Source organism: Streptomyces sp. NPDC053474, assembly GCF_044544845.1.
Classification (GTDB): Bacteria; Actinomycetota; Actinomycetes; order Streptomycetales; family Streptomycetaceae; genus Streptomyces.
This window is the reverse complement of record NZ_JBITXV010000010.1, coordinates 291,159-312,875: the sequence shown is the minus strand read 5'-3', so window position 1 is coordinate 312,875 and position 21,717 is coordinate 291,159. Positions and strand designations below refer to the sequence as shown.

At 70.8% G+C, this 21,717-nt stretch carries 19 protein-coding genes and 1 tRNA gene; 10 read left to right on the top strand and 10 right to left on the bottom strand.

Annotated features, from left to right (window positions below):
- Positions 1 to 4,140, top strand: coding sequence for a hypothetical protein (locus tag ACIG3E_RS25090; RefSeq protein WP_399620455.1), 4,140 nt, complete (start codon positions 1 to 3; stop codon positions 4,138 to 4,140).
- A 127-nt stretch (positions 4,141 to 4,267) separates the two neighbouring features.
- Positions 4,268 to 5,497 carry an FAD-dependent monooxygenase gene (locus ACIG3E_RS25085; protein WP_399620453.1) on the top strand — a complete coding sequence of 410 codons (1,230 nt, stop codon included), beginning with the start codon at positions 4,268 to 4,270 and terminating at the stop codon, positions 5,495 to 5,497.
- A gap of 97 nt (positions 5,498 to 5,594) precedes the next feature.
- Here the strand turns inward: ACIG3E_RS25085 and ACIG3E_RS25080 are convergent, their stop codons facing one another.
- Positions 5,595 to 5,789 (bottom strand): antitoxin, encoded by a 195-nt coding sequence (locus ACIG3E_RS25080; RefSeq protein WP_138965465.1) that lies wholly within the window; start codon positions 5,787 to 5,789, stop codon positions 5,595 to 5,597.
- 118 nt (positions 5,790 to 5,907) lie between these two features.
- Between ACIG3E_RS25080 and ACIG3E_RS25075 the strand changes: the two genes are divergently transcribed.
- A complete protein-coding gene (locus tag ACIG3E_RS25075; protein WP_399620449.1) occupies positions 5,908 to 6,654 on the top strand; it encodes a class I SAM-dependent DNA methyltransferase in 747 nt (248 codons plus the stop codon).
- 9 nt (positions 6,655 to 6,663) lie between these two features.
- On the opposite strand, the gene ACIG3E_RS25070 is transcribed toward ACIG3E_RS25075, so the two are convergent.
- Both ACIG3E_RS25070 and ACIG3E_RS25065 read right to left on the bottom strand, forming a co-directional pair.
- Positions 6,664 to 7,098: an SRPBCC family protein gene (locus ACIG3E_RS25070; protein WP_399620446.1), complete on the bottom strand. Its 435-nt coding sequence runs from the start codon at positions 7,096 to 7,098 to the stop codon at positions 6,664 to 6,666.
- A 43-nt stretch (positions 7,099 to 7,141) separates the two neighbouring features.
- A complete protein-coding gene (locus ACIG3E_RS25065) occupies positions 7,142 to 8,071 on the bottom strand; it encodes a LysR family transcriptional regulator (RefSeq protein WP_399620443.1) in 930 nt (309 codons plus the stop codon).
- Positions 8,072 to 8,255: 184 nt separating this feature from the next.
- Here ACIG3E_RS25065 and dnaE point away from each other — a divergent pair, with 184 nt between their 5' ends.
- A complete protein-coding gene (gene dnaE, locus ACIG3E_RS25060; protein WP_399620440.1) occupies positions 8,256 to 11,855 on the top strand; it encodes a DNA polymerase III subunit alpha in 3,600 nt (1,199 codons plus the stop codon).
- An 18-nt stretch (positions 11,856 to 11,873) separates the two neighbouring features.
- On the opposite strand, the gene sph is transcribed toward dnaE, so the two are convergent.
- Positions 11,874 to 12,839: a sphingomyelin phosphodiesterase gene (gene sph / locus ACIG3E_RS25055; protein WP_399620437.1), complete on the bottom strand. Its 966-nt coding sequence runs from the start codon at positions 12,837 to 12,839 to the stop codon at positions 11,874 to 11,876.
- 169 nt (positions 12,840 to 13,008) lie between these two features.
- Here sph and ACIG3E_RS25050 point away from each other — a divergent pair, with 169 nt between their 5' ends.
- Together ACIG3E_RS25050 and ACIG3E_RS25045 are read left to right on the top strand one after the other, a co-directional pair.
- Positions 13,009 to 13,215, top strand: a complete 207-nt coding sequence (locus ACIG3E_RS25050; RefSeq protein WP_399620436.1) for a DUF6233 domain-containing protein — start codon at positions 13,009 to 13,011, stop codon at positions 13,213 to 13,215.
- A 23-nt stretch (positions 13,216 to 13,238) separates the two neighbouring features.
- The gene (locus ACIG3E_RS25045; protein ID WP_399620434.1) at positions 13,239 to 13,451 is read left to right on the top strand and encodes a hypothetical protein; all 213 of its coding nucleotides are present in this window, start codon (positions 13,239 to 13,241) and stop codon (positions 13,449 to 13,451) included.
- A gap of 82 nt (positions 13,452 to 13,533) precedes the next feature.
- On the opposite strand, the gene ACIG3E_RS25040 is transcribed toward ACIG3E_RS25045, so the two are convergent.
- A complete protein-coding gene (locus ACIG3E_RS25040; protein ID WP_399620431.1) occupies positions 13,534 to 13,707 on the bottom strand; it encodes a hypothetical protein in 174 nt (57 codons plus the stop codon).
- A gap of 499 nt (positions 13,708 to 14,206) precedes the next feature.
- On the opposite strand from ACIG3E_RS25040, the gene ACIG3E_RS25035 reads away from it, so the two are divergent.
- Positions 14,207 to 14,318 (top strand) — tRNA-OTHER (locus ACIG3E_RS25035).
- Between the two features lie 75 nt (positions 14,319 to 14,393).
- Entirely contained in the window at positions 14,394 to 15,386 is a 993-nt protein-coding gene (locus ACIG3E_RS25030) for a radical SAM protein (RefSeq protein ID WP_399620428.1), read from the top strand.
- Between the two features lie 674 nt (positions 15,387 to 16,060).
- On the opposite strand, the gene ACIG3E_RS25025 is transcribed toward ACIG3E_RS25030, so the two are convergent.
- The 4 genes from ACIG3E_RS25025 to ACIG3E_RS25010 form a co-directional block, all read right to left on the bottom strand.
- A complete protein-coding gene (locus ACIG3E_RS25025; RefSeq protein WP_399620425.1) occupies positions 16,061 to 16,264 on the bottom strand; it encodes a hypothetical protein in 204 nt (67 codons plus the stop codon).
- Positions 16,265 to 16,302: 38 nt separating this feature from the next.
- Entirely contained in the window at positions 16,303 to 16,845 is a 543-nt protein-coding gene (locus ACIG3E_RS25020; protein WP_399620422.1) for a hypothetical protein, read from the bottom strand.
- 376 nt (positions 16,846 to 17,221) lie between these two features.
- Positions 17,222 to 17,506, bottom strand: coding sequence for a hypothetical protein (locus ACIG3E_RS25015; RefSeq protein WP_399620419.1), 285 nt, complete (start codon positions 17,504 to 17,506; stop codon positions 17,222 to 17,224).
- A gap of 326 nt (positions 17,507 to 17,832) precedes the next feature.
- The gene (locus ACIG3E_RS25010) at positions 17,833 to 19,023 is read right to left on the bottom strand and encodes a glutamate--cysteine ligase (protein ID WP_399620417.1); all 1,191 of its coding nucleotides are present in this window, start codon (positions 19,021 to 19,023) and stop codon (positions 17,833 to 17,835) included.
- Between the two features lie 145 nt (positions 19,024 to 19,168).
- Here ACIG3E_RS25010 and ACIG3E_RS25005 point away from each other — a divergent pair, with 145 nt between their 5' ends.
- Together ACIG3E_RS25005 and ACIG3E_RS25000 are read left to right on the top strand one after the other, a co-directional pair.
- Positions 19,169 to 20,134, top strand: coding sequence for an LLM class F420-dependent oxidoreductase (locus ACIG3E_RS25005; protein WP_399620414.1), 966 nt, complete (start codon positions 19,169 to 19,171; stop codon positions 20,132 to 20,134).
- Positions 20,135 to 20,172: 38 nt separating this feature from the next.
- Entirely contained in the window at positions 20,173 to 20,583 is a 411-nt protein-coding gene (locus ACIG3E_RS25000) for a hypothetical protein (protein WP_399620413.1), read from the top strand.
- A 20-nt stretch (positions 20,584 to 20,603) separates the two neighbouring features.
- On the opposite strand, the gene ACIG3E_RS24995 is transcribed toward ACIG3E_RS25000, so the two are convergent.
- Positions 20,604 to 21,521 carry a glutaminase gene (locus ACIG3E_RS24995; RefSeq protein ID WP_399620410.1) on the bottom strand — a complete coding sequence of 306 codons (918 nt, stop codon included), beginning with the start codon at positions 21,519 to 21,521 and terminating at the stop codon, positions 20,604 to 20,606.
- Positions 21,522 to 21,717 lie beyond the last annotated feature (196 nt).

Genomic DNA, 21,717 nt, shown 5'->3' with positions numbered 1-21,717 from the left:
ATGGTGGACAGCATCCGATGGACCGTCCTGCCCGACGGCGTCATCGAGGGCGACACCGTACGCGTGTCCGTCCTCGTCACCCCGCACCTGACCGGCATCACCCAACTCGGCCAGTCCGAGGCGTTCCTGCGCTGGCCCGAGCGCCTTGCCACCCTGCTGGCCGGGCTCTGGTTCGAGTTCGACAAGCCGGAACACACCTACGTCACGGCACACGAGCCGACGGACCACTACCCCCCGGCCGACCTCGACACGTGGAAAGCCCTGTTCAAGGACACCACCCCGGTCGCCCTGCCCGAGGAGGCGACCGCGCTGGCCGCCGAGGCACCGGACACCCTGCGCTCCTTCCCCGGCAAGCTGGTGCACGACGAGATCACCGACGTGTACCGGGCCGTCGCCGTGGCCACGACGAGCAGCCGCCTCGGCGGCGAATGGGCCCGCCAGGAGAGCCTCCTGTGCGAGGAGCCGCCGACGGACCACCGCGGCTGGGAGATGCCCGCCCTGTATCTGATGCCCGACATCATCACCGGCGAGGTCCTGGCCATGGGCCGGGACCTGGCCAAGGGCTACGAGGCGGTGAAGCGGGCGTTCAACCAGCACGGCGACGTCCCGCGCGCCGCCGCGGACGACCTCACCCCCCGGGTCATGGACCGGACGACCGAGCTGTACACCAGCGAGGCGTACAAGCACGTGCTGCCCCTGGCCGAGACCGCCCTGTTCTACGACCGGCCCAGGCCGTCCGCCGCGGCCTTGGCCGCCGAGGAGGAGGAAGAGCACCGCGTCGACTTCCACGAGGCGTGCGGTCTGCTTGGCGACTACCCGGAGCTCCAGCGCAGGTTCGGCCTCGTCGTCGACCGCCGGTTCACGCTGCCCGCGAGCATCCCCGACGGGGCCCGCGTCCGGGTGCGCTTCGACACCAGCGTCCCCCACGCCGCCGACCTCAACGCCGAGCCGCTCCGCCCCTGGACGACCCTCCGGCTCGTCCGGGGCAGCGTCTTCGAAGCGGCTCCCGCCACCGGGGGCCTGATCACCGGCGGGATGCTGAACCTCGGCGCCCCCGACACCTGGCACCTCACCGAACTGGACGTGGACGGGGCGGCGCTCAAGCACCTCGACTACGCCCGCACCATCGCGGCGCTGTACGACCGTGACGTGCCGTCGAGCCCCGGCTCCGTCGCCCACCAGGTCGCGGGCACCGCCACCCCGGCCGCCCGCGGCGGCGGCATCACCCTGATGCACACCGTCCGCGACCACTACCTCGCCGGGCAGATCGGCACCGACCTCAAGCGCCGCACCAACGGCGAAGTGGCCGAACTGACCGCGGAGAACCTGGTCCGCGGCTACCGCGTGGACATCGGCACCGTCGACCCGGCCACCGGCGCCGTCCGTCAGTGGCAGTCGCTGCTGCGCCGCCGCGGCCGCTACACGATCCGCTGGCCCGGACAGCAGCCGATCACCCTCCAGGTCCGCCCGGACGAGGGCCTGGTGCGCGCCAGCGCCGTGACGGCCACCTCCGCCACCTCCAAGGAGCTCTACGGCCACCAGGCCGTCTGCGGCTGGCACGGCTGGAGCCTCGCCGCGCCCCGGCCGGGCCGCACCATCGGGCTCGACAACGAGCCGGAGGCACCCGCCCCGCCCGTGTCGCCGGACGTACCCCTGGAGACCCGGTTCACCGCGGAGCCCGGCTCACTGCCCGCCCTGCGCTTCGGCCGCACGTACCGGATGCGCGCCCGCATCGTCGACCTCGCGGGCAACGGCCTCGACCACACCGCGAGCACGCCTGACGCCGTCCAGTCCGACACGATCACCTACGGCCGCTGGGAGCCCGTCCCGCAGCCCGTGGTGGTGCCGCTCCTTCCGTTCAACGAGGGCGAGTCCACCGAGCGCCTGGTCATCCGCAGCACCGTCACCGACGACGGCCGCCAGATCTCGCCCGACGAGTACGTCCTGTGGCGCTCCGACGTCCCCGACCACAAGGCGCGCTCCGACGTCGACGGCCTGGACCGCCAGTACAAGCCGATCGCGGAGCGGCACGTGGCACCGCCGAAGACGGCCCTGCAGATGGCCGAGGAGCACGGCGTGTTCGACGCCGCCTTCGGCGCCACCAAGCCCGACCGGGTGCGCGCGGAGTACTTCGCGGCGGCCTCCCGCGAATCCGGGTCCTTCCTGGACACCGTCGTCCGCGACCCGCAGTGGCCGCACCTCCCGCACGACCTGCTGCTCGAAGGCTCCATCCACATCGCCAAGCACGACGTGCACGACCCGCTGCCCGTCACCCCGCTGCCGCTCGCGCGCCGCGGCGCCGGGCTCAAGCAGGGCGAGTTCGTCGTGCACGACACCCATCAACTGCGCCTGCCGTACCTCCCGGACGTCCTCGCCGAGGGCGTCATGCTGCGCGGCCTGCCCGGCGACCGGGAGAACCGCAAGATCCCCTTCCCCGGCCCCTGGCCGCAGGCCCAGCCCTTCAAGATCCGCATCCGGGAAGGCACCGGCACACCGCACTGGGACGGCCTCACCCAGCGCGTCCTGGAGGTGTACCTGCCCAAGGGCGAGATCGCCACGGTTCGCCTGAGCTGCTATCTGGACCCGCAGAAGCTCCCCCTGCTGCGCCAGTGGGGTCTGCTCACCCAGTCCTCCTTCTGGCAGGACCTGCGCGAGCAGGACAGGGCGTTCCTCACCCGGGCCACCGCCGACGGCGAGAACTGGATGCTCACGCCCTGGACCGAGGTCACACTGGTGCACGCGGTGGAGAAGCCCGTCCAGCCACCCCGCCTCGCCGAACTCACCGCTCACCGGACGGCCGAACAGACCGCCGCCGACATCACCCTCCAGGTCACCAGCCACGCCGAGAGCACCGGCCACGTCGAGGTGGACGCCCGCTGGAGCGAGTGGCTCGACGACGTCACCCAGCCCGCGCCCATCCGCGTGGACGGCCACAAGCAGCTGGAGGACATCACCCTCGCCTACGCCGACGACGAGGAACGGGTCACCCGCACCCACGAGTTCGGCGACACCCGGCACCGCAACGTCCGCTACACGCCGACCGCCGTCACCCGCTTCCGCGAGTACTTCCACCCCACCATCACCGACGACCGCGCCAACGTGACCCGCCTCGGCCCGACCGCGGCCCCCCTGCCGGTGCCCAGCTCCCGCAGGCCCGAGCCACCCGCCGTCGCCTACGCCGTGCCCACCCTGCGCCACGACCGCAGCGTCGACCAGCAGCGGGCCACGGTCACCCAGCGCCGCCGCCCCGCGGGCCTGCGCGTCTATCTGAACCGCCCCTGGTACTCCTCCGGCGACGACGAGATGCTCGCCGTGGTGCTCGACACCGGCACGGCCCTGCCCGACACCGTCGCCACCCGCTGGGGCGTCGACCCCGTGTGGTCCGACACCACCGTCCTGCCGCGCCCGCAGGCCACGCACTTCCCGAACGCGGAGCAGCGCCCGACCGGTCTGCGCCTGCCCGGCTCACCCGACACGGAACCGGTCCTCGTCGACGCGGCGGCCTTCACCCCCGCGTACGACAAGGGACGGCAGCTCTGGTACGTCGACATCGACGTGGACTTCGGCGGCGGCGCGGCCGCCACCTACTTCCCGTATCTGCGCCTCGCCCTCGCCCGCTACCAGCCGTACGCCGTCGACCCGCTGCACCTGTCGAAGGTGGAACGGGCGGAGTTCGCCCAGCTCCTGCCGCCGCGCACGCTCACCGGGCGGCGCGAGGGCAACCAGCTCGCGGTCACCCTCACCGGCCCGGCCACGTACAACGAACTGGGGGAGATGAGCGGCACCGGCACCGCCGCCGCGGCCGCGTGCCGCCGGGTCACGCTCACCCTCCAGAGCCGGGCACAGGCGGGGGAGGACGACATGGACTGGAAGGAGCTGGGCGCCCCGGCGGACCTGGTCTGCCGCGCGGATGGCACCGGCTTCGCCTGGTCCGGCGGCATCGCGGCCCCCACCGGCCAACTCCTCACCCTGTACCGGCTGCTGGTCCAGGAGCACGAGCTGTACCGCACCGACAAGGACACGGCCACCGACACGGTCACCGTCAACGGCACCCCGGTACCGGCCGCCCGGCGCCTGGTGCACGCCGACTACTTCGAGCTGACGGTCGGTCTCCTGGGCCGGATCGACTTCAAGCTGTAGCGAGCCGGTCGCCGCGAGGGGCCCGGGCCGCAGGGAAGGCGGCCGGGGCCCCCGCAGCACGTCGGGAAACAGCCACCCCTGCTGCTACTCTCTGTCGTCGCATGGTCATCGTGAGCAACTTGCAGAGGTGTACGTGAAGGTCACCTGCGTCGGTGGCGGTCCCGCCGGTCTCTATCTCTCCATCCTGCTGAAGCGGCAGGACCCGGCCACCGAGATCACCGTCCACGAGCGCAACCCGGAGGGCTCCACCTACGGCTGGGGCGTCACGTACTGGCGCGGGCTCCTCGACAAACTCCACGAGCACGACCCCGAGTCCGCGCGCGCCGTCGAGGAGGCCTCCGTACGCTGGCGCGACGGCGTCGCCCACGTGGGGGACCGCACCACGCGCCACCGCGGCGACGAGGGCTTCGGCATCGGCCGCCACCGCCTCCTCGAACTGCTCGCCGCACGGGCCAGGACCCTCGGCGTACGCCTGGAGTTCGGCCACGAGATGACGGCCGACGCGCTGCCCCGCGACGCCGACCTGGTCGTCGCCGGTGACGGCCTGCACAGCACGCTGCGCGGCCAGGACCCCGAGCACCACGGCACGCACGTCACCGCCGGGCGCAACCAGTACATCTGGCTCGGCACCACCAAGGTCTTCGACGCCTTCACCTTCGCCTTCGTGGAGAGCGACCACGGCTGGATCTGGGCCTACGCGTACGGCTACGGCCCGCAGGGCAGCACCTGCGTCGTCGAGTGCGCCCCGGAGACCTGGACCGGGCTCGGCCTCGACCGCGCCGACGAGGCCGAAGGCCTGACCCTCCTGGGCAAGCTCTTCGACCGCCTCCTGGACGGGCACCCCCTGATCGGCCGCTCCTCCGCCGACGGCCGGGCCCAGTGGCTGACCTTCCAGACCCTCACCAACAAGCGCTGGTACCGCGACAACGTCGTCCTCCTCGGCGACGCCGCCCACACCACCCACTACTCCATCGGCGCGGGCACCACCCTCGCCCTGGAGGACGCCATCGCGCTGGCCGCCGCCCTGCGCGGCCACCCCACGCTCCCGGGAGCGCTCGCCGCCTACCAGCGGGAGCGCGAGGCCGCCCTCCTGCCCGTCCAGAGCGCCGCCCGCTACAGCGCCCGGTGGTACGAGAGCCTGCCGCGGTACATCCACCTGCCGCCACACCGCATGTTCGCCCTGCTCGGCCAGCGCCACTCACCGCTGCTGCCGTACGTGCCGCCCCAGCTCTACTACGGCCTCGACAAGGCCGCCGGGCAGGTCGAGGCGCTGCGCCGGTTCAAGCGCTGGCTGGGGCCGAGGCTCGCCCGCACCGCGCACGCGCGGACCTCGCCGGACCGCGACCAGCGCCCGTAGCACACGAAGGACCCCGTGGTCCGGGCCGCGACCAGCGCCCGTAGCGCACGAAGGACCCCGTGGTCCGGGCCGCGGCCCGGACCACTCGGTGCCTCGATCAGGACTGCGGCGGGTTCTGCTGCCCCTGGTCGCCGCCCAGCTGCTCCTTGAGCTTCTCCTGGGCGGTGTCGACCTGGCTGCTGTACTTGCCCTGCGTCTTGTCGTCGACGAAGTCTCCCGCCTTGTCGATGCCCTGGCCCGCCTTGTCCTCGTGGCCCTTCAGCATCTGCTTGAGCTTGTCCAGCACAGACATGGGATGTCTCCTTGCGGTCTCGCCCCTGGTTCCAGGTTCACCGCGCACCGACCGATCCGCATCCCGTGCGGCGGAAAACCCCGTGCGTCACCGGAGCCCCGGGCGCTACCGTCCCGGCATGCTCCCTGAGGACGGATACTTCGCGGAGGACGTAGCCGCCACCTACGACGAGTCGTCGGCCGACATGTTCCGCCCGGAGGCGGTGGACCCCGTCGTCGACCTGCTCGCCGACTTGGCGGGCGACGGCGAGGCGCTGGAGTTCGGCATCGGCACGGGCCGCATCGCCCTGCCGCTCGCCCGGCGCGGCGTCCCGGTGCGCGGCATCGAGATGTCCCGCGCCATGGCGGCCCGGCTGCGGGACAAGCCGGGCGGCGACGCGGTGCCCGTGACCATCGGCGACTTCGCCACCACCCAGGTCGAGGACGCGCGGTCCGCCTCGGTGGTCTACCTCGTCTTCAACACGATCAACAACCTCACCACGCAGGACGCCCAGGTGGACTGCTTCCACAACGCCGCCGCCCATCTGCGCCCCGGCGGCCGCTTCGTCATCGAGGTCGGCGTGCCCGATCTGCGGCTCCTGCCGCCGGGGCAGACCGCCGTACCGTTCCACATCAGCCCCACCCGGTGGGCGTTCGACACCTATGACGTGGCCACGCAGGCGCTGAGCTCGCACTACGTCACGATCGTCGATGGCCGCGCCGAGCACCGCGCCATCCCCTTCCGGTACGTGTGGCCCGCCGAGCTCGACCTGATGGCGCGGCTCGCCGGACTCCGCCTGCGCGACCGCTGGGAGGACTGGCACCGGGCGCCCTTCACCAGCGAGAGCACCCAGCACGTCTCGGTGTGGGAGAAGCCCCTCGACTGACCGCCCCGGTCAGCGCCCGGTGAGCAGCGCGTCGACCGCCCGGCCGAACAGCCACGCCGCCGCCCGCGCCACCACGGGATCCAGCGCCCCGGGCAGCCACCGCACCCGCAGCTCCTCGCGCCAGACCACCCGCGAACCCGCATGGTCCTCCCCGGGACCCACCTCTATCTCGGCCCACCCGGTGACGAACGAGCCGCGCTTGACCAGGCGGCAGGTCCCGCGCCGCCCCCGCGGCGGCTGCCAGAGCACCACCTCCATCACGTCGTCGAACGCCAGCGGCCCGACCCCGGACCGCGCCGTCAGCAGGGCACCCGCGCCCCCGGCTCCGGAGACCGTGACCCTGGTCAGGGGCATCACCTGGCCGTGCCGCTCCCAGTCCGTCAGCCGCCGCCACGCCTCGTCGGGACCGAGCGGCGTGGTGCGTACGAGGCTGAAGAGGGCCATGCGTCGATCGTAGTCAGCGCCACCGGGCCCCGCGGTCCCGGCCTCAGCGGGCCCACTCCGGCTTCCAGACACCGGTGTCCGGCCCGGCCGGGCGCGCGGAGACGAGGTGGTCGCGCAGCGTGGCCAGGGCCGGATGCGGGTTGTCGGCGCGCCAGAGCAGGGAGTGCGGATAGACCGGGGTGGGGTCGCGCAGGGGGACGAGCCGCAGGTCGTGGCCGACGGGCCAGACCAGGGGAGTGCGCTCGCTGAGGAAGGTCGCGACCGTCGCGGAGTCCACGATCGTGTCGAGGAGTGCCTCGACACCGAAGTCGGGGCCGATGGCGTCGATGGACAGGCCGAAGGCCTCGGCGAGCGCGTCGTAGTACGCGGCCCACTCGGTGCCCGGAGCGTTGCCCGGCATCCAGATGCGGTGCCCGGCCAGCTCGGCGAGCGTGACCGAGGACGCGGCGGCGAACGGGTGCGCGGGCCCGGTGAACAGGCGCAGCGGCTCGTCGAGCACGGGCACGGCCCTGATGCCGTCGGGAAGCTGCCTGCCCGGCGTGGTCACGGCCCGGAACGTGGCGTCGATGGTGCCGGACGCGAGGGCCTCCACGGCCGCGTCGACGCCGTACAGCGTGACGACGTCGAGCTCCACGTCCGGGTGCGCGCGGTGGAAGTCGCGCACCAGGCCCGCCGTGGCGACCCGGCGGCCCACCACGTCCACGCGCAGGGCGCGCCGCCCCGGGCGCACGGACGCCGCCGCCCGCTCCTCGGCCAGGAGCAGCGCCCGGGCGTGCGGCAGGAACGCCTGCCCGTCGATGGTGAGCTGGGCCCCGCGCGGGGTGCGGGCGAAGAGGCGCACGCCGAGCTCCTCCTCCAGGGCGGCGACGCGCTTGGACACGGCCTGCTGGGTGAGCGACAGATCGACGGCCGCCTTCTGGAACTGCCCGGCGTCCGCGGCGACGACGAAGGTGCGTACGGAGTTGAGGTCCACACCGCGCAGCCTACTGACACAACGCATGGTTGTGGCTCGCTGGTCCGATGGTTGTTTGATCCCTAGGCCGGGCGCTGGCTTGGATGGCGTGGGTCAACGAAAGGTTGCCCAGACCGGCTTTCCGGGAGCGCGCTGCGCCCGGAGCCGGGGGCGCCTTGCCCCGCGCCCCGGAGGTGACGCACCCGTGCCCGACTCCTTCGTCCATCTGCACAACCACACCGAGTACTCGATGCTGGACGGCGCCCAGAAGCTGCGGCCCATGTTCGCCGAAGTGGCCCGGCAGCGGATGCCCGCCATCGCCATGAGCGACCACGGGAACATGTTCGGCGCCTACGAATTCGCCCAGGTGGCGAAGGAGTCCGACGGCATCCGGCCGATCATCGGCATCGAGGCGTACATGGCGCCGTCCTCACGCTTCGCGCGCAAGCAGGAGTTCTGGGGGCCCGGCGGCCGCCGCGCCGTCGGCGACGGCGGCGAGGGCTCCAAGGACGTCTCCGGCGGCGGCCGCTTCACCCACATGACCATGTGGGCCCACACCGTCCAAGGGCTGCGGAACCTCTTCTGGCTCAGCACCCGCGCCAGCTACGAGGGTCAGTTCCCCGCGGGCAAGCCGCGCATGGACCGGGAGCTGATCGCCGAGCGCCCGCAGGGCATCATCGCCACCACCGGCTGCCCCTCCGGCGAGATCCAGACGCGCCTGCGACTGCACCAGTACGACGAGGCCAAGGCCGCCGCCGCGGCCTGGCAGGACCTCTTCGGGCGCGAGAACTACTTCCTGGAGCTGATGGACCACGGCCTCGACATCGAACGCGACGTCCGCGACGGCCTGCTGCGCCTGGCCGACGAACTGGCGCTCCCGCTGCTCGCCACCAACGACGCGCACTACGTCACGGAGGACCAGGCCGACGCCCACGACACCCTGCTGTGCATCGGCGTCGGCAAGAACAAGGACGACCCCCGGCGCTTCCGCTTCAACGGCTCCGGCTACTACCTCAAGAGCGCCACCGAGATGCGCGCGCTGTTCGCGGAGCTCCCGCAGGCCTGCGACAACACCCTGCTGATCGCCGAGCGCGTCGAGTCCTACGACGAGGTCTTCGACCACGTGGATGAGATGCCGCGCTTCCCGGACGTCCCCGAGGGCGAGACCCAGGAGTCGTGGCTGCGCAAGGAGGTCACCCGAGGCCTCGTCCTGCGCTACGGCGACCCGGTCCCCGCACACGTCATGGCCCGCTTCGAGACCGAGATGTCCGTCATCGGCCCCATGGGCTTCAGCTCGTACTTCCTCGTCGTCGCCGACATCTGCCGCTACGCCCGCGACAACAGGATCCCCATCGGGCCCGGCCGCGGCTCCGCGACCGGCTCCCTGGTCGCCTACGCCACGCGCATCACCGAGCTGTGCCCCCTGGAACACGGCCTGCTCTTCGAGCGCTTCCTGAACCCCGAGCGCATCAACCCACCGGACGTCGACCTCGACTTCGACGACCGCCAGCGCGACCGCATGGTCCGCTACGTCACCGAGAAGTACGGCGACGAGTACACCGCCTTCGTGAACACCTTCGGCACCATCAAGGCCAAGAACGCGATCAAGGACTCCTCCCGCATCCTCGGCTACCCCTACGCCCACGGCGAGCGCATCACCAAGGCGCTCCCGCCGGACCAGAACGGCAAGTCCGCCCCACTGGCCGCCGTCTTCGACCCCGCCCACCCGCGCCACGCCGAGGCCGGGGAGGTCCGGCACCTGTACGACACCGAGCCGGACGTCAAGCGGGTCATCGACACCGCGCGCGGCGTGGAGGGCCTCACCCGCGGCACCGGCGTGCACGCCGCGGCCGTGATCCTGTCCAAGACGCGCCTTACCGACCGGATCCCCCTGCACATGCGCGCCGCCGACGGCGCGCGGATCACCGGCTTCGACTACCCGTCGTGCGAGGCGATGGGCCTGATCAAGATGGACTTCCTGGGGCTGCGGAACCTCGGCGTCATCGACCGGGCCATCGAGAACGTGCGCGAGAACCGCGGCGTCCAGCTGGCCACCGTCGACCCGGGCGACGGCGACCCGGCCACCGTCGTGATCCCCCTCGACGACACCAGGACGTACCGGCTGCTCGCCGAGGGCAACACCTTCGGCGTCTTCCAGCTCGACGGCGGCGGCATGCGGGCCCTGCTCAAGCTCATGAAACCCACCCGCTTCGAGGACATCGCGGCCGCCAACGCCCTCTACCGGCCGGGCCCCATGGCCGCCAACGCCCACACCAACTACGCGCTGCGCCAGAACGGCAAGCAGGAGCCCGCCCCCATCCACCCCGAGCTGAAGGAGGCCCTCGACCCGATCCTCGGCTCCACCCACCACCTGCTGATCTACCAGGAGCAGATCATGGCCATCGCCCGGCAGCTCGCCGGATACACCCTGGGCGGCGCCGACATGCTGCGCCGCGCGATGGGCAAGAAGAAGCCGGAGGTCCTCGCCGCCGAGTGGGAGAAGTTCCACGGCGGCATGCGCGCGAACGGCTACTCCGACGAGGCCGTCCAGGCCCTCTGGGACGTGATGCTGCCGTTCTCCGGCTACGCCTTCAACAAGTCCCACACGGCCGGATACGGCCTCGTCTCGTACTGGACCGCCTACCTCAAGGCGAACTACCCGGCCGAGTACATGGCCGCCCTGCTCACCTCCGTCGGCGACGACAAGGACAAGGCCGCCGTCTATCTGGCCGACGCCCGCAAGAACGGCGTCCGGGTCCTGCAGCCCGACGTGAACGAGTCGATCGCGGAGTTCACCGCGATCGGTGACGACGTGCGGTTCGGACTCCGGTCCGTGCGCAACGTCGGCGACAGCGTCATCGAAGCCGTCGTCGACGCCCGCCGCCGCAAGGGGAAGTTCACCTCCTTCCCCGACTTCCTCGACAAGGCCGACCTGCCCGCCCTGCCCAAGAGGGCCGTGGAGTCCCTGATCAAGGCCGGTGCCTTCGACTCGCTCGGGCACACCCGCAAGGGACTGACCGCCGTCCACGAGGACGCCATCGACGCGATCACCCCGGTCAAGAAGGCGGCCGCCTTCGGTCAGGACGACCTGTTCTCGGCGGCCACGGGCGCGCAGGACGCGCGGACGCCGTCCTTCGGCCTGGACTTCCCCCTCGACCCGCAGGAGTGGCCGCGCCGACAACTCCTCGCCACCGAGCGCGAGATGCTCGGCCTCTACGTCTCCGCCCATCCGCTCGACGGCGCCGAGCACATCCTCACGGGCGCACGGGACTGCTCCCTCGCCGAACTCCTCGCCTCCGGCCGTTCCGGCGCCGACGTGCGGCTCTCCGGCCTGATCACCGGCGTCCAGCGCAAGGTGACCAAACAGGGCAACGCCTGGGCCGTCGTCCACCTCGCCGACCGCGACGCGAGCATCGAGGTCCTCTTCTTCCCCGCCGCCTACCACCTCGTCCAGCACGCCCTGGCCGAGGACAACGTCGTCTCCGTCAAGGGCAAGACCGAGGACCGCGACGGCAGCCTGAACGTCTTCGGCCGGGAGCTCAGGGTGCTCGACGTGTCCGCCGCCGAGCACGGCGGCAGGCCCCCCGTCCTGCTCGCCCTGCCCGCCCACCGCGTCACCGAACGGGCCGTGGCCGACCTCAAGAGGATCCTCGCCGCCCACCCCGGAGACAGCCCCGTCCGCCTCACCGTCCGCGGCCCCCGCAAGACCACCGTCTACGCCCTGGAGGCGAGGGTGAACGCCGCCACCCTCGCCTCCGACGTCAAGGGCGCCTTCGGGCCCGACGCGTGGACGGGCACCACCTGACCCCTCGGGTCCTGTCCGTCAGCCACCCACCACCGGATAGTGGTCGGAGAGGTTGGTGTACGTGTACTGCTTGCCCCAGCTCGACACCGTCCAGGGCGTGCTCTGCTCCTTGACCACGTCGTTCTTCCACCCCGAAGGACGGGCGTGCCCCTGGCGGTGCAGGACGTAGTCGAGGTCTTCGCGCGGGTCGCTCGGGTAGCGCTCAGCGGCGATCGAATTGTCCCGCGTGTCGAAGGAGTACGGGTGCCCGGTCCGCTCGTCCGCGGGCGCCAGGCCCGCGTCGGCGAGCATCGAGGCGTACTCCGGGCTGTGCGCGTCCACGTTGAAGTCACCCGCGACCATCACCTGCTCGTTCGCCGGGATGCGCTGGGCGTCCAGGAACGCGTCCAGCTCCTTGAACTGCTTGGCGCGCGTCGTGGCCGCCTCGCCCGCCGAGCAGCCGGGGTCGGTGGACTGGGTGTGGGTGCCGACCACGTGCACTTTCGTGCCGTTCACGTCCAGGACGACGTAGGCGAACCCCTTGTTGGAGTGGTAGTCCGAACCGCAGGCGTCCTTGTAGACGTACTGCTCCTTGCGCACGATCGGCCACTTGCTGAGAACCGTGACGCCGCCGTCCTCCGGGGCCAGCGCGGAGTACGCGCCCCCGGTGGCGTCCCACCCGGACTTGCTCCGGCCCACCACCGGCGTCTGGTGCGGGTACAGCGCCGAGGCGTTCCTCTGGAGCGCCTCGGACGCGGAGTTGTCGAACGCCTCCTGCAACACGACGACGTCGTTCCCCCGGAAGAACCCGGCAGCCGGTATCTCCTTGGCCCGGTGGTCCTGCCCCCAGTTCGGGTACAGCGTCTTGCTGAACAGGAAGGCGTTGTACGTGAGCACCTTCAGCCGGGGCGGCGCGTCGGAGGCCGACGCGCTGGGGGCCGTCGCGGCCAGCGTCGCCGCCGTGGCGAGGGCGACGAGGCAGGTGCGCGGGGTGGGGTGGGGCACGGAGTATCTCCCTGTGGGGGTGGGGGACGGGCACCGGTGGGAAGCACCGGCGTCGGTCATCCAAGGCGCCGTGGGTTACAGCGGGTTGACGTGCGGGTGAGCGTGGGGAGGAGCGTGACGTGCGGCTGGGTCGCAGGTCACGTGGGTGGTGCCTGGGTGTGGCGTACGCATGGCCCCGGCGCCGGGCTGGCTGCTGGAGACGGCCGTCGGCGGGGGCGTGGCGATGTACGTCCACGTCGGCTCATGCTGGAGCGGGAGGAACTGCCCGGGCTCCCGGTCGATCACGCGCGAGCAGGCGCTCCAGGCCCTGACGTCGGGCAGCACGAAACCCTGCCCACAGTGCCGCCCGGACACCGCTCTCGAAGTCTTGGAGTGACCATGGCGACGCACCCTGGAGACATGTCTCCCGCCCCGATCGTCGTGCACTGCGTGAGCCTGACCGGCGGCCGTCGCGTCACAGTGAAGGGGCAGATCCTTGGGCTGGCGCGCTCGGACGCGGGCGTCGTCGAGTTCCTCCGCCGGGTCGGCATCGAGGATGCGGAAGAACTGCTCGACGAGCTCCAGTGGGTGGAGTGGCGAGGCGGCCAGGCGCATGGGTACGACGCTGCCTGAGGGCAACGGAGGCGGTAGCCAAACGTGGTGAATGAGCCCTCGCAATGGGGGGGCGAGGGCTCGTCTGCGGTTGAGGGTAGAGCTACGCGGCCCAGTTCGTGACGAGCTGCTTCACCTTGGGTACCCGTTTGTGCGGCTCGAAGTCCGCGAGCATGCCGTCCAGCATCGAGTTGAGACGTTTCGACGAGGTCGCTCGGGACAGTTCCAGTGCTCGGTCCCCCGCGTGGACGGCTCGGTCAAGGTCTCCAGAGTCCATGTACGAGCCTGCGAGCCAGCTCTGGCACAGGGAGACTTCCCGGGCATGGGAGTCGTCGTACAAAGGCAAGGGGCGGTGATGGCTGATTTCACGCTCAGGCAGGGGATGCCCGTCGTTGACAGGTCGAACGGGCTGCCCGCGTTCATCGAAGAACTCTGTGACTCCAAGGTCATGTTGTCCAGGCCGTCGGGGATGAGGTGGGAGACCCGTCGAGTCGCCTCTTGCGACCTCCTACAGACCACGAGCTGAGACAACTCGAAGCCTTGCTGAAGATGACCCCCAGCATCCTCGCCCCCGACCCGGAGGGGTTAACCCCGTCTCCAGCGCTGAGTGCTCCCAACTCCTCGCGCTGGCACATCAGGCGGGGAAGGAGGTCGCCCCCTACGGAGCTAGGGCGGTGTTGATCACCATGCACGACCACGCGGTCTACGCCCACCGCGATCCGCGGACGCCGGACATCAAGCCTCTGGCTGAAGGGCCTTGATTCGCAGTCAGACCGTCCCCTGTAGCTCAGTCAGGAAGAGCGCTGAGAACGAACGTGCGGCTGGGGAGTGCTCCATGGATCGGGCCGCGCGCAGAAGACCCCGGTTCGAGTCCGGGCAGGGGAGCCACCCGGCCCCGTGCGGGGTGATCACTTCGCACGGAGCCGGGCCAAGTGCGGTAGCCCTACGAGGGAAGGACGGCACGTGACGCCCATCGCAGCGAAGCAGGAAAGGACTCCTGTTGCCGAGTCTCTGTGGCTCGACGTGACACGCAAATGCCAACTCAACTGCGGGCACTGCTACAACTCGTCCGGACCGGACGGTAGCCACGGCGTGATGACCCGCAACGACTGGTTCAGCGTGCTGGAGCAGTCGAGGGAGATCGGCGTCAGCAGCGTCACGCTCATCGGAGGTGAGCCCACCCTGTACCCCCACGCGATCGAGGTGGCGGAGCGCGCCCTCGCTCTCGGCATGGATGTGGAGGTGTACAGCAACCTGGTTCACGTCTCGAAGCAGTGGTGGTCTCTCCTCCAGCGAGAAGGTATGTCCGTCGCGACCTCCTACTACTCGAACAAGCCCGAGAGGCACAACCAGGTCACCCGACGCCCGAGCCACGCCAGGACACGCAGCAACATCGCCAAGACGATCAGCTTGGGCATCCCGGTCCGCGTCGGCGTCGTCGGGGACAAGAGGCGGCACATCTGGACCGCGAAGCGCGACCTTCGGAAGATGGGCGTGGAGGAGATCGGCGTCGACCGCATCCGTGAGTTCGGACGAGCGTGCGGCGGTCAGGATCCGGACGCCTCGAACCTATGTGGTATGTGCGGTGATGGCCGGGCCTCGATCGGCCCCAACGGTGAGGTGTCCCCGTGCGTCTTCTCCACTTGGATGGGTGTCGGTAACGTCCTGGACGCCTCGCTCGCCTCTATCCTGAGCGGTCCCGCGCCGTCTTGGGCGGTCGCCTCCATCGAAGGCGCACGGCGGGGCAAGGACAAGGCGAAGGCATGCCGACCTGACTGCGTCCCCCAGAATCCGTGCCCGCCCGCGGCTTCAGTTCGGACTTCGCCGCAGTTGTCGACGGCGAGAAGGGCCGCTTCTTCGCCAAGGCCATGTTCAACGTTCCCGGAGGACGGAAGGACTCCCTCCTCCGGGAACAGGCGATCAATCCGTTCGTGCAGCCTCTCTCTCCGGCGTTGAAGTGGAGCGCGGGTGGTGACGAGGACGGGTGGATCATTCTCGGGTTCGAAGTCGTCGAGGGCAGGGCATCGCGCTTTGAGCCGTCGTCGTCAGACTTGAACGCGGTCGTTGAGGCTCTGAACCACGTCGCGGGGCTGGAACTCCCTGAGGTCGCTAAGGACTGGGTGGAGGACCGGTGGGACAGCTTCGCCGCCAGCGACTCTGAGGCAGCTCTGTTTCGCGGGAACACACTGATCCACTCGGACATCAACCCGAGCAACGTCATGGTCGGCGAACGGGACACGTGGGTCGTGGACTGGTCATGGCCCACCCGTGGTGCAGCGTTCATCGACCCCGGATGCCCGTCGTGCAGCTCATCTCAGCCGGACACACGGCGACATCCGCCGAAGGCTGGGCTTCTCGCTGCTCGGCCTGGACGAGCGCCGACCCGCGAGCTATCGACGCCTTCGCCCTGGCCAGTCTTCGGATGCACCGCTACTTCAGCGAGCGGGCCCCTCAGGCGTCCTGGTTGAAGGTCATGGTGGAGGCGGCTGAGGCTTGGGTGGAGTGGCGTCGACGGGAGGAGGCGTAGGCGTCTACGAGCTGAGCTTGGGCGACTTCGCTGGCGACGAGAAGCCCCGTCCGGCAGGGGACGGGGCTTCTGCATGCCCAGCGGCCGTGGGGAGCCACGCGGCTCATTCCTGGTTGTCGAGCTCCTTCCGCTGACGAGCGCGCTCCTGCTCGCGCTGGCGCTGCCACTCCTGCAACAGCTCCTTGCGATGCGCGGACGTCTGCGGCCGCACGGCGCGGACGAAACTGCGCACTCCGAACGTGACGATTCCGAGCGCGACGACAGCCAAGACAGCCCACCAGGGGGCCGTGTCCGGCAGGGAAAACATGATCTGAGCCTTCCGACCTTGCAGGGTCGGCGGGTCACTCAGGCCGCAAGTGCGACGCTCCCCAGCGTGCTGCGGTGGTGCCCGCCCCGGTGGATGTGCACGGGGAAGGCGGAGTTGGGCCCGCAGGGCGTGATCTCAGGTGTTCGTTCTAGAGGGATGGGGGTCCACGCGGGTACATCGTTCGCAGTGCCGCTTCCGAGGAGCCCCGACAACAGGCGCAGCAACGAGTGCACAAGGAATGCGAGCAGGCACTCCATCAATTCGGCAAGCGCGCTCAGGAACTCGCGGGCCGCCTCGCGTCGTTCCTCGGCGGTAGTTGCGGTGCGCAGCCCGTAAGCGGCTGCGTGGAGGCGGGATCGAATGAGTTCCGTCTCCATGCACGCCGCCGCGTGGTCATGGAGAGCAATATCCCGGAAACGCTCCCAGAGCCTCGTGCACGTGTCCACGAGGAGCTGCGAACCACCCACGGCGGGATCACTGACGAACGAGCCGTGATGGCCCGCTATGAACTGCTCAACGACCTCTTCGATCAAGCCACGCGGTGTGTAGAACTCGCTCGACTGGGGCTCGTTCTCTTCCATCACACCCCCTTCCGGATGCCTTCAACAACTCTACCGGCTGCCTCCGACGGTCCACCGCGTTCGTCTGCCTCGCCCGTCACCCTCACGCGCGCTGGAGGTGCCGCCTCCTACCCTCGGCACAACTCCGGGGCCTCGAGCCGACGAGAGGGAAGCCGCTGCCCGACAGGCATACGAGGAGGTTCCTGTCGGTTCGAGGTCTTCCTGATGCGCACCGGGTGTCACGGGCTGAGAACGAGCACGGAGTTCGGGGCCGTGCGTGCCGCGTAAGGACACCGCCCCGTCCGGGCCTTGACTGGGCTCGCACAGGGCGGAAAAGGTGCTTTGTAGGTGTGCACGCCCCGCCGGTATAGGGAACCGGCGGGGCGTGTTTGCCGGGCTAGAGGACGTACTCGTGGTGCTTGTCCAGCCAGCCTGCGGCGGTCACGTTCGTGGGGTAATGGGGGGTCGCGTGGGGACCTCCCTCAAAGTCCGGGTGGGCCTCGCCATTGACCCAAGACCAGGCCGACGTGGTGGCCTGGTGGGTGTGGGGTGTCGCCGGGACCGCGTTGGCGGTCGAGGTCGTTGCCATGCTGCTGTCCGTTCCCGCATGGGCGAGCGAGACTCCGCCGCCGATCGCGACAAGAGCGGCCGCCGCTGTGCCGACTACTGCGCGCTTGATCATGATGGTCCTCCTGGTACTCGAAGGGGCATTGCGCGTAGTCGATCAGGCAGAGGTCAACATTTGCTCAACAGGCTGATGCTGCTCGTTGATGGGGTTGCGTCCTTGGGCGTGCGGACTGAGTCGAACACGGCGTTAGCGGCGGACTCGAACCGCCGTTACTGCTTAACGAATCGTCCACCCGGCCGTTTAGCCGAGGAGGTGCCCCTGCCCCGCAAGCCCCGCCCCCCGCCCCTCCCGTGCAGTGTCCGGGGTGCCCCGAGCTGACGAGCGGGGGATGCTGCCCGACAGGCGTACGGGGGGATCATGGCGTGCGGTTGGGGCGCAGGTCATGTGGGCGGTGTCTGGGTGTGGCGGACGCACTCTGTGATGACGGAGCGCAGGCTGTCGGTGCGTCGGTAGAGGTCGCGCTGGAGGTGGGCCCCGGTGCCGTGGGTGAGGAGGCGTGTGGTGCGTTCGCGGGCCAGGGTGAGGTCTCCGCTGTCGTTGAGGGCGTCGCGTACGTAGTCGAGCAGGGCGCGGACCGCCTCGGGGCCGGGCACCGGCTGCATCGACAGCGGGTGCAGGAGCGTGCCGTCCGGGCCGGAGCGGGCGGCGCGCCACGCGGCGAGCCGCAGCAAGCTGACGCCGTGCCCCAGTGGCGGCGTGCCCGCGCGCCAGTCCCGCGCGGCCGTCTCGACGAGGGCCCGGCAGAGCGCGGCGATCAGGACGGTGGTGCCCGCGTCGAGGCACACGTCCGCCACCCGGATCTCGACGGTGGGGTAGCGGTGGGAGAGCCGGGCGTCGAAGTAGACCATGCCCCGGTCGCGTAGCACCCCGGTGGTCACCATGTCGCTGACCTGCTGCTCGTACCGCTCGGCCGAGCCGAAGAGCTCGGTGGGGCCCGCCATCGGCCAGCGCCCCCATACTCTGCTGCGGTAGCTGGCGTACCGGCTGTCCTTGCCCTGCCAGAACGGGGAGTTGGAGCTGAGCGCGACGAGGACCGCCAGCCACGGCCGGATCCGGTCGACGACGGCCACGCCCTCCTCGTCCGACTCCACCGACACGTGCACGTGGCAGCCGCAGGTCAGCTGCTCCTGGGTGGTGAGGCCGAACTGCTCCTCCATCCACTGGAAGCGCTTGCCCACGTTGACGGAGGGGCTCGCGGGCAGGGGAGAGGTGGCAAGGGCGGCCACCGAGGCGCCGACGTCCCCGGCGTGCCGGGCCGCCTCCGCCCGCCACCGGACGATCTCGGCGGAGAGGCTGTCCATGTCCGACTGCGGCCGCGTGGCGAATTCGATCTGGTGGCCGTGCAGCTCCTTCTCGAAGGCGTCGTCCCCGGAGTCCCCGGAGTCCCCGGAGTCCCCGGAGTCCTCGGAGTCCTCGGAGTCCCCGGAGTCCCCGTTCTCACTCTCCTCCGCACCGCCGTGCTCGGCGGTGTCCCTGGCCGCGCGGGCCAGGACCGCCGTCGACAGGGCCCGCGGCTCCCCACTCTCACGGTCGAACAGGAGGAGCTCCTCCTCCACACCCACGGTACGCACCGGACGCCGCCTCTCCGGCCCGCCTACTTCGGACTGTGGGGGCCACTCGGTACCCAAGTACCCCGATGGCGGGGGCGCAGCCGTGTGCTGTCCGCCATCAGGGTTCGTGGGTTTCAGCCGAGCCAGTGAGGCAAAAGCGTAGATTATGGTGAAAATCGGCTACACGATGATGACCGAGCAAGCGGGACCGCGCTCCCTCGTCGAGCATCTGGTCGCCGCGGAGGGCGCCGGTTTCGACTTCTCGGTGACCTCGGACCACTACTTCCCGTGGCTGGAGGAGCAGGGCCATGCCCCGTACGCGTGGAGCGTGCTCGGCGCCGCCGCGCAGGCGACCTCGCGGATCCCGCTCATGTCGTACGTGACCTGCCCGACGGTCCGCTACCACCCCGCCGTGGTGGCCCAGAAGGCCGCCACGATGCAGCTGCTCTCCGAGGGCCGCTTCCGGCTCGGTCTCGGCAGCGGCGAGAACCTCAACGAGCACGTGGTCGGTGGCGGCTGGCCCGCCCCGGAGGTCCGTCTGGAGATGCTCGAAGAGGCCGTCGGGATCATCCGGGCGCTCTTCTCGGGGGACACCGTCCACCACCAGGGCACCCACTTCGACGTGGCGAACGCCCGCCTGTGGGACCTGCCGGACGAGCCGCCGCCCCTCGGCGTGGCCGTCTCCGGCGAGCTGTCGTGCGCCCTGGCGGGACGCCACGCCGACCTGGTCATCGCCACCGAGGCGAAGCCCGAGCTGCTCGACGCCTTCGACCGGCACGGCGGCAGCGGCAAGCCCCGCGTCGGCCAGCTGCCCGTCTGCTACGACCCCGACGAGGACGCGGCGGTCGCCCGCGCCCACCAGCAGTTCCGCTGGAGCGTCGGCGGCTGGCCGGTCAACGCCGAACTGCCCGGCCCGTCCGGCTTCGCCCGGGCCACCCAGTACGTCACGCCGCGGGACGTCGCACAGCAGATCCCGTGCGGCGCCGACGTCGACACGTTCGTCGACGCGGTACGCCCCTACGCGGAGGCGGGCTTCACCGAGATCGCCCTCGTCCAGGTCGGCGGCGACCACCAGCTGCCGTTCATCGACTGGGCCGAGAAGGAGCTGCTGCCCGCGCTGCGCGACCTGTGACACCGCCTCAGCCATCCACGATCCGACGGGAGAACAGCATGAACGACACACCGAGCCCGCAGCCGCGGCCCTCGTCCCCCGACCTGGTGCACGTGGCGCTCAGCGACTGCTCGGCCGCCGACGCGGACGCGGTCTTCGGGGCCCTGTGCGCGCACTTCCGCGGTGACCGCGGAGACGACGCGCCACGCCAGACCGAGGCGACCCGGCCCGCCGTCTGGACCGGCACCTTCCAGGCCTCCCAGGCTCCGGGCCCGGTGCCGGGAGTGCTCCTCTCGGGCTCCGTGACCGCCGACCTCCAGGGCGGCCCGGCGGCGGTCGACCGGCTGCGCGCGGTGCTCGAAGGGGCCTTCAGCGCCGCGGCCGAGGGCACGGCGTCGGGCGACCAGGAGGTGCAGGTCCAGCTGCGCCTGACGGGCGCCGACCGCGGGGCCCCGCCCGCCGGGGCCTGAGCGCGGCGCCCCCGGCGGGCTCAGAAGACGGAGAGCCCGGTGAGCGTCGTGAAGCGGTCGAGCGCGGCGACACCCGCCACGGAGTTGCCGCGCTGGTCCAGGCCGGGGCTCCACACGCACAGGGTGCAGCGCCCGGGCACGACGGCGATGATGCCGCCGCCCACGCCGCTCTTGCCGGGCAGGCCCACGCGGTGGGCGAAGTCACCGGCGGCGTCGTACGTGCCGCAGGTCAGCATGACCGCGTTGACCTGCTTGGCCTGGCTGCGGGTGAGCAGTGTGGAGCCGTCGGACCGTATGCCGTGGCGGGCGAGGAACCCGGCGGCCAGGGCGAGGTCGGCGCAGGACGCCTCGATGGAGCACTGGCGGAAGTACTGGGCGAGGAGCTCGGGGACGGCGTTGGCGATGTTGCCGTAGGACGCCATGAAGTGAGCGAGGGCGGCGTTGCGGTCGCCGTGCTCGGTCTCGCTGGCGGCGACGTGCTCGTCGAAGGTGAGGCGGTCGTTCCCGGACTCCGCCCGCAGGAAGTCGCGCAGCACCCCGGCGGCGTCGCCGGTCAGGCTCTGGAGGCGGTCGGTGACGACGAGGGCGCCGGCGTTGATGAAGGGGTTGCGCGGGATGCCGTGCTCGTACTCCAGCTGCACCAGCGAGTTGAACGGGTTGCCCGAGGGCTCCCGGCCCACGTGCTCCCACAGCAGCTCGCCCTCCAGGCTCAGATCGAGGGCGAGTGTGAAGACCTTGGTGATGGACTGGGTGGAGAAGGGCTGCTGCCAGTCCCCGACGCCGTAGACCGTGCCGTCGAGCTCGGCGACCGCCATCCCGAACCGCCGGGGGTCCGCCGAGGCGAGCGCCGGGATGTAGTCGGCCGGGCGGCCGCGGCCCGGCAGGCGCTGGATCTCGTCAGCGATGCGGTCGAGGACCGGCTGGAGGGAGGGTGACACGCGTACTTGCTCCGTGTTCGTGCTTCTTGCGGTGGGGCGTCAGTACCTTACGGCAGCTCACGGGCGGAAACGATCAGGGCCGGGCACGCGCCCCGGAGGGTGCCTCCACCTGGCCTGTTCGGACGCGCGGGGAACGCGTGAGCGATCGCGTGGTGAACCATTGCAAAGAGCAAGAAAAATAAGTTCTAAGCACAAC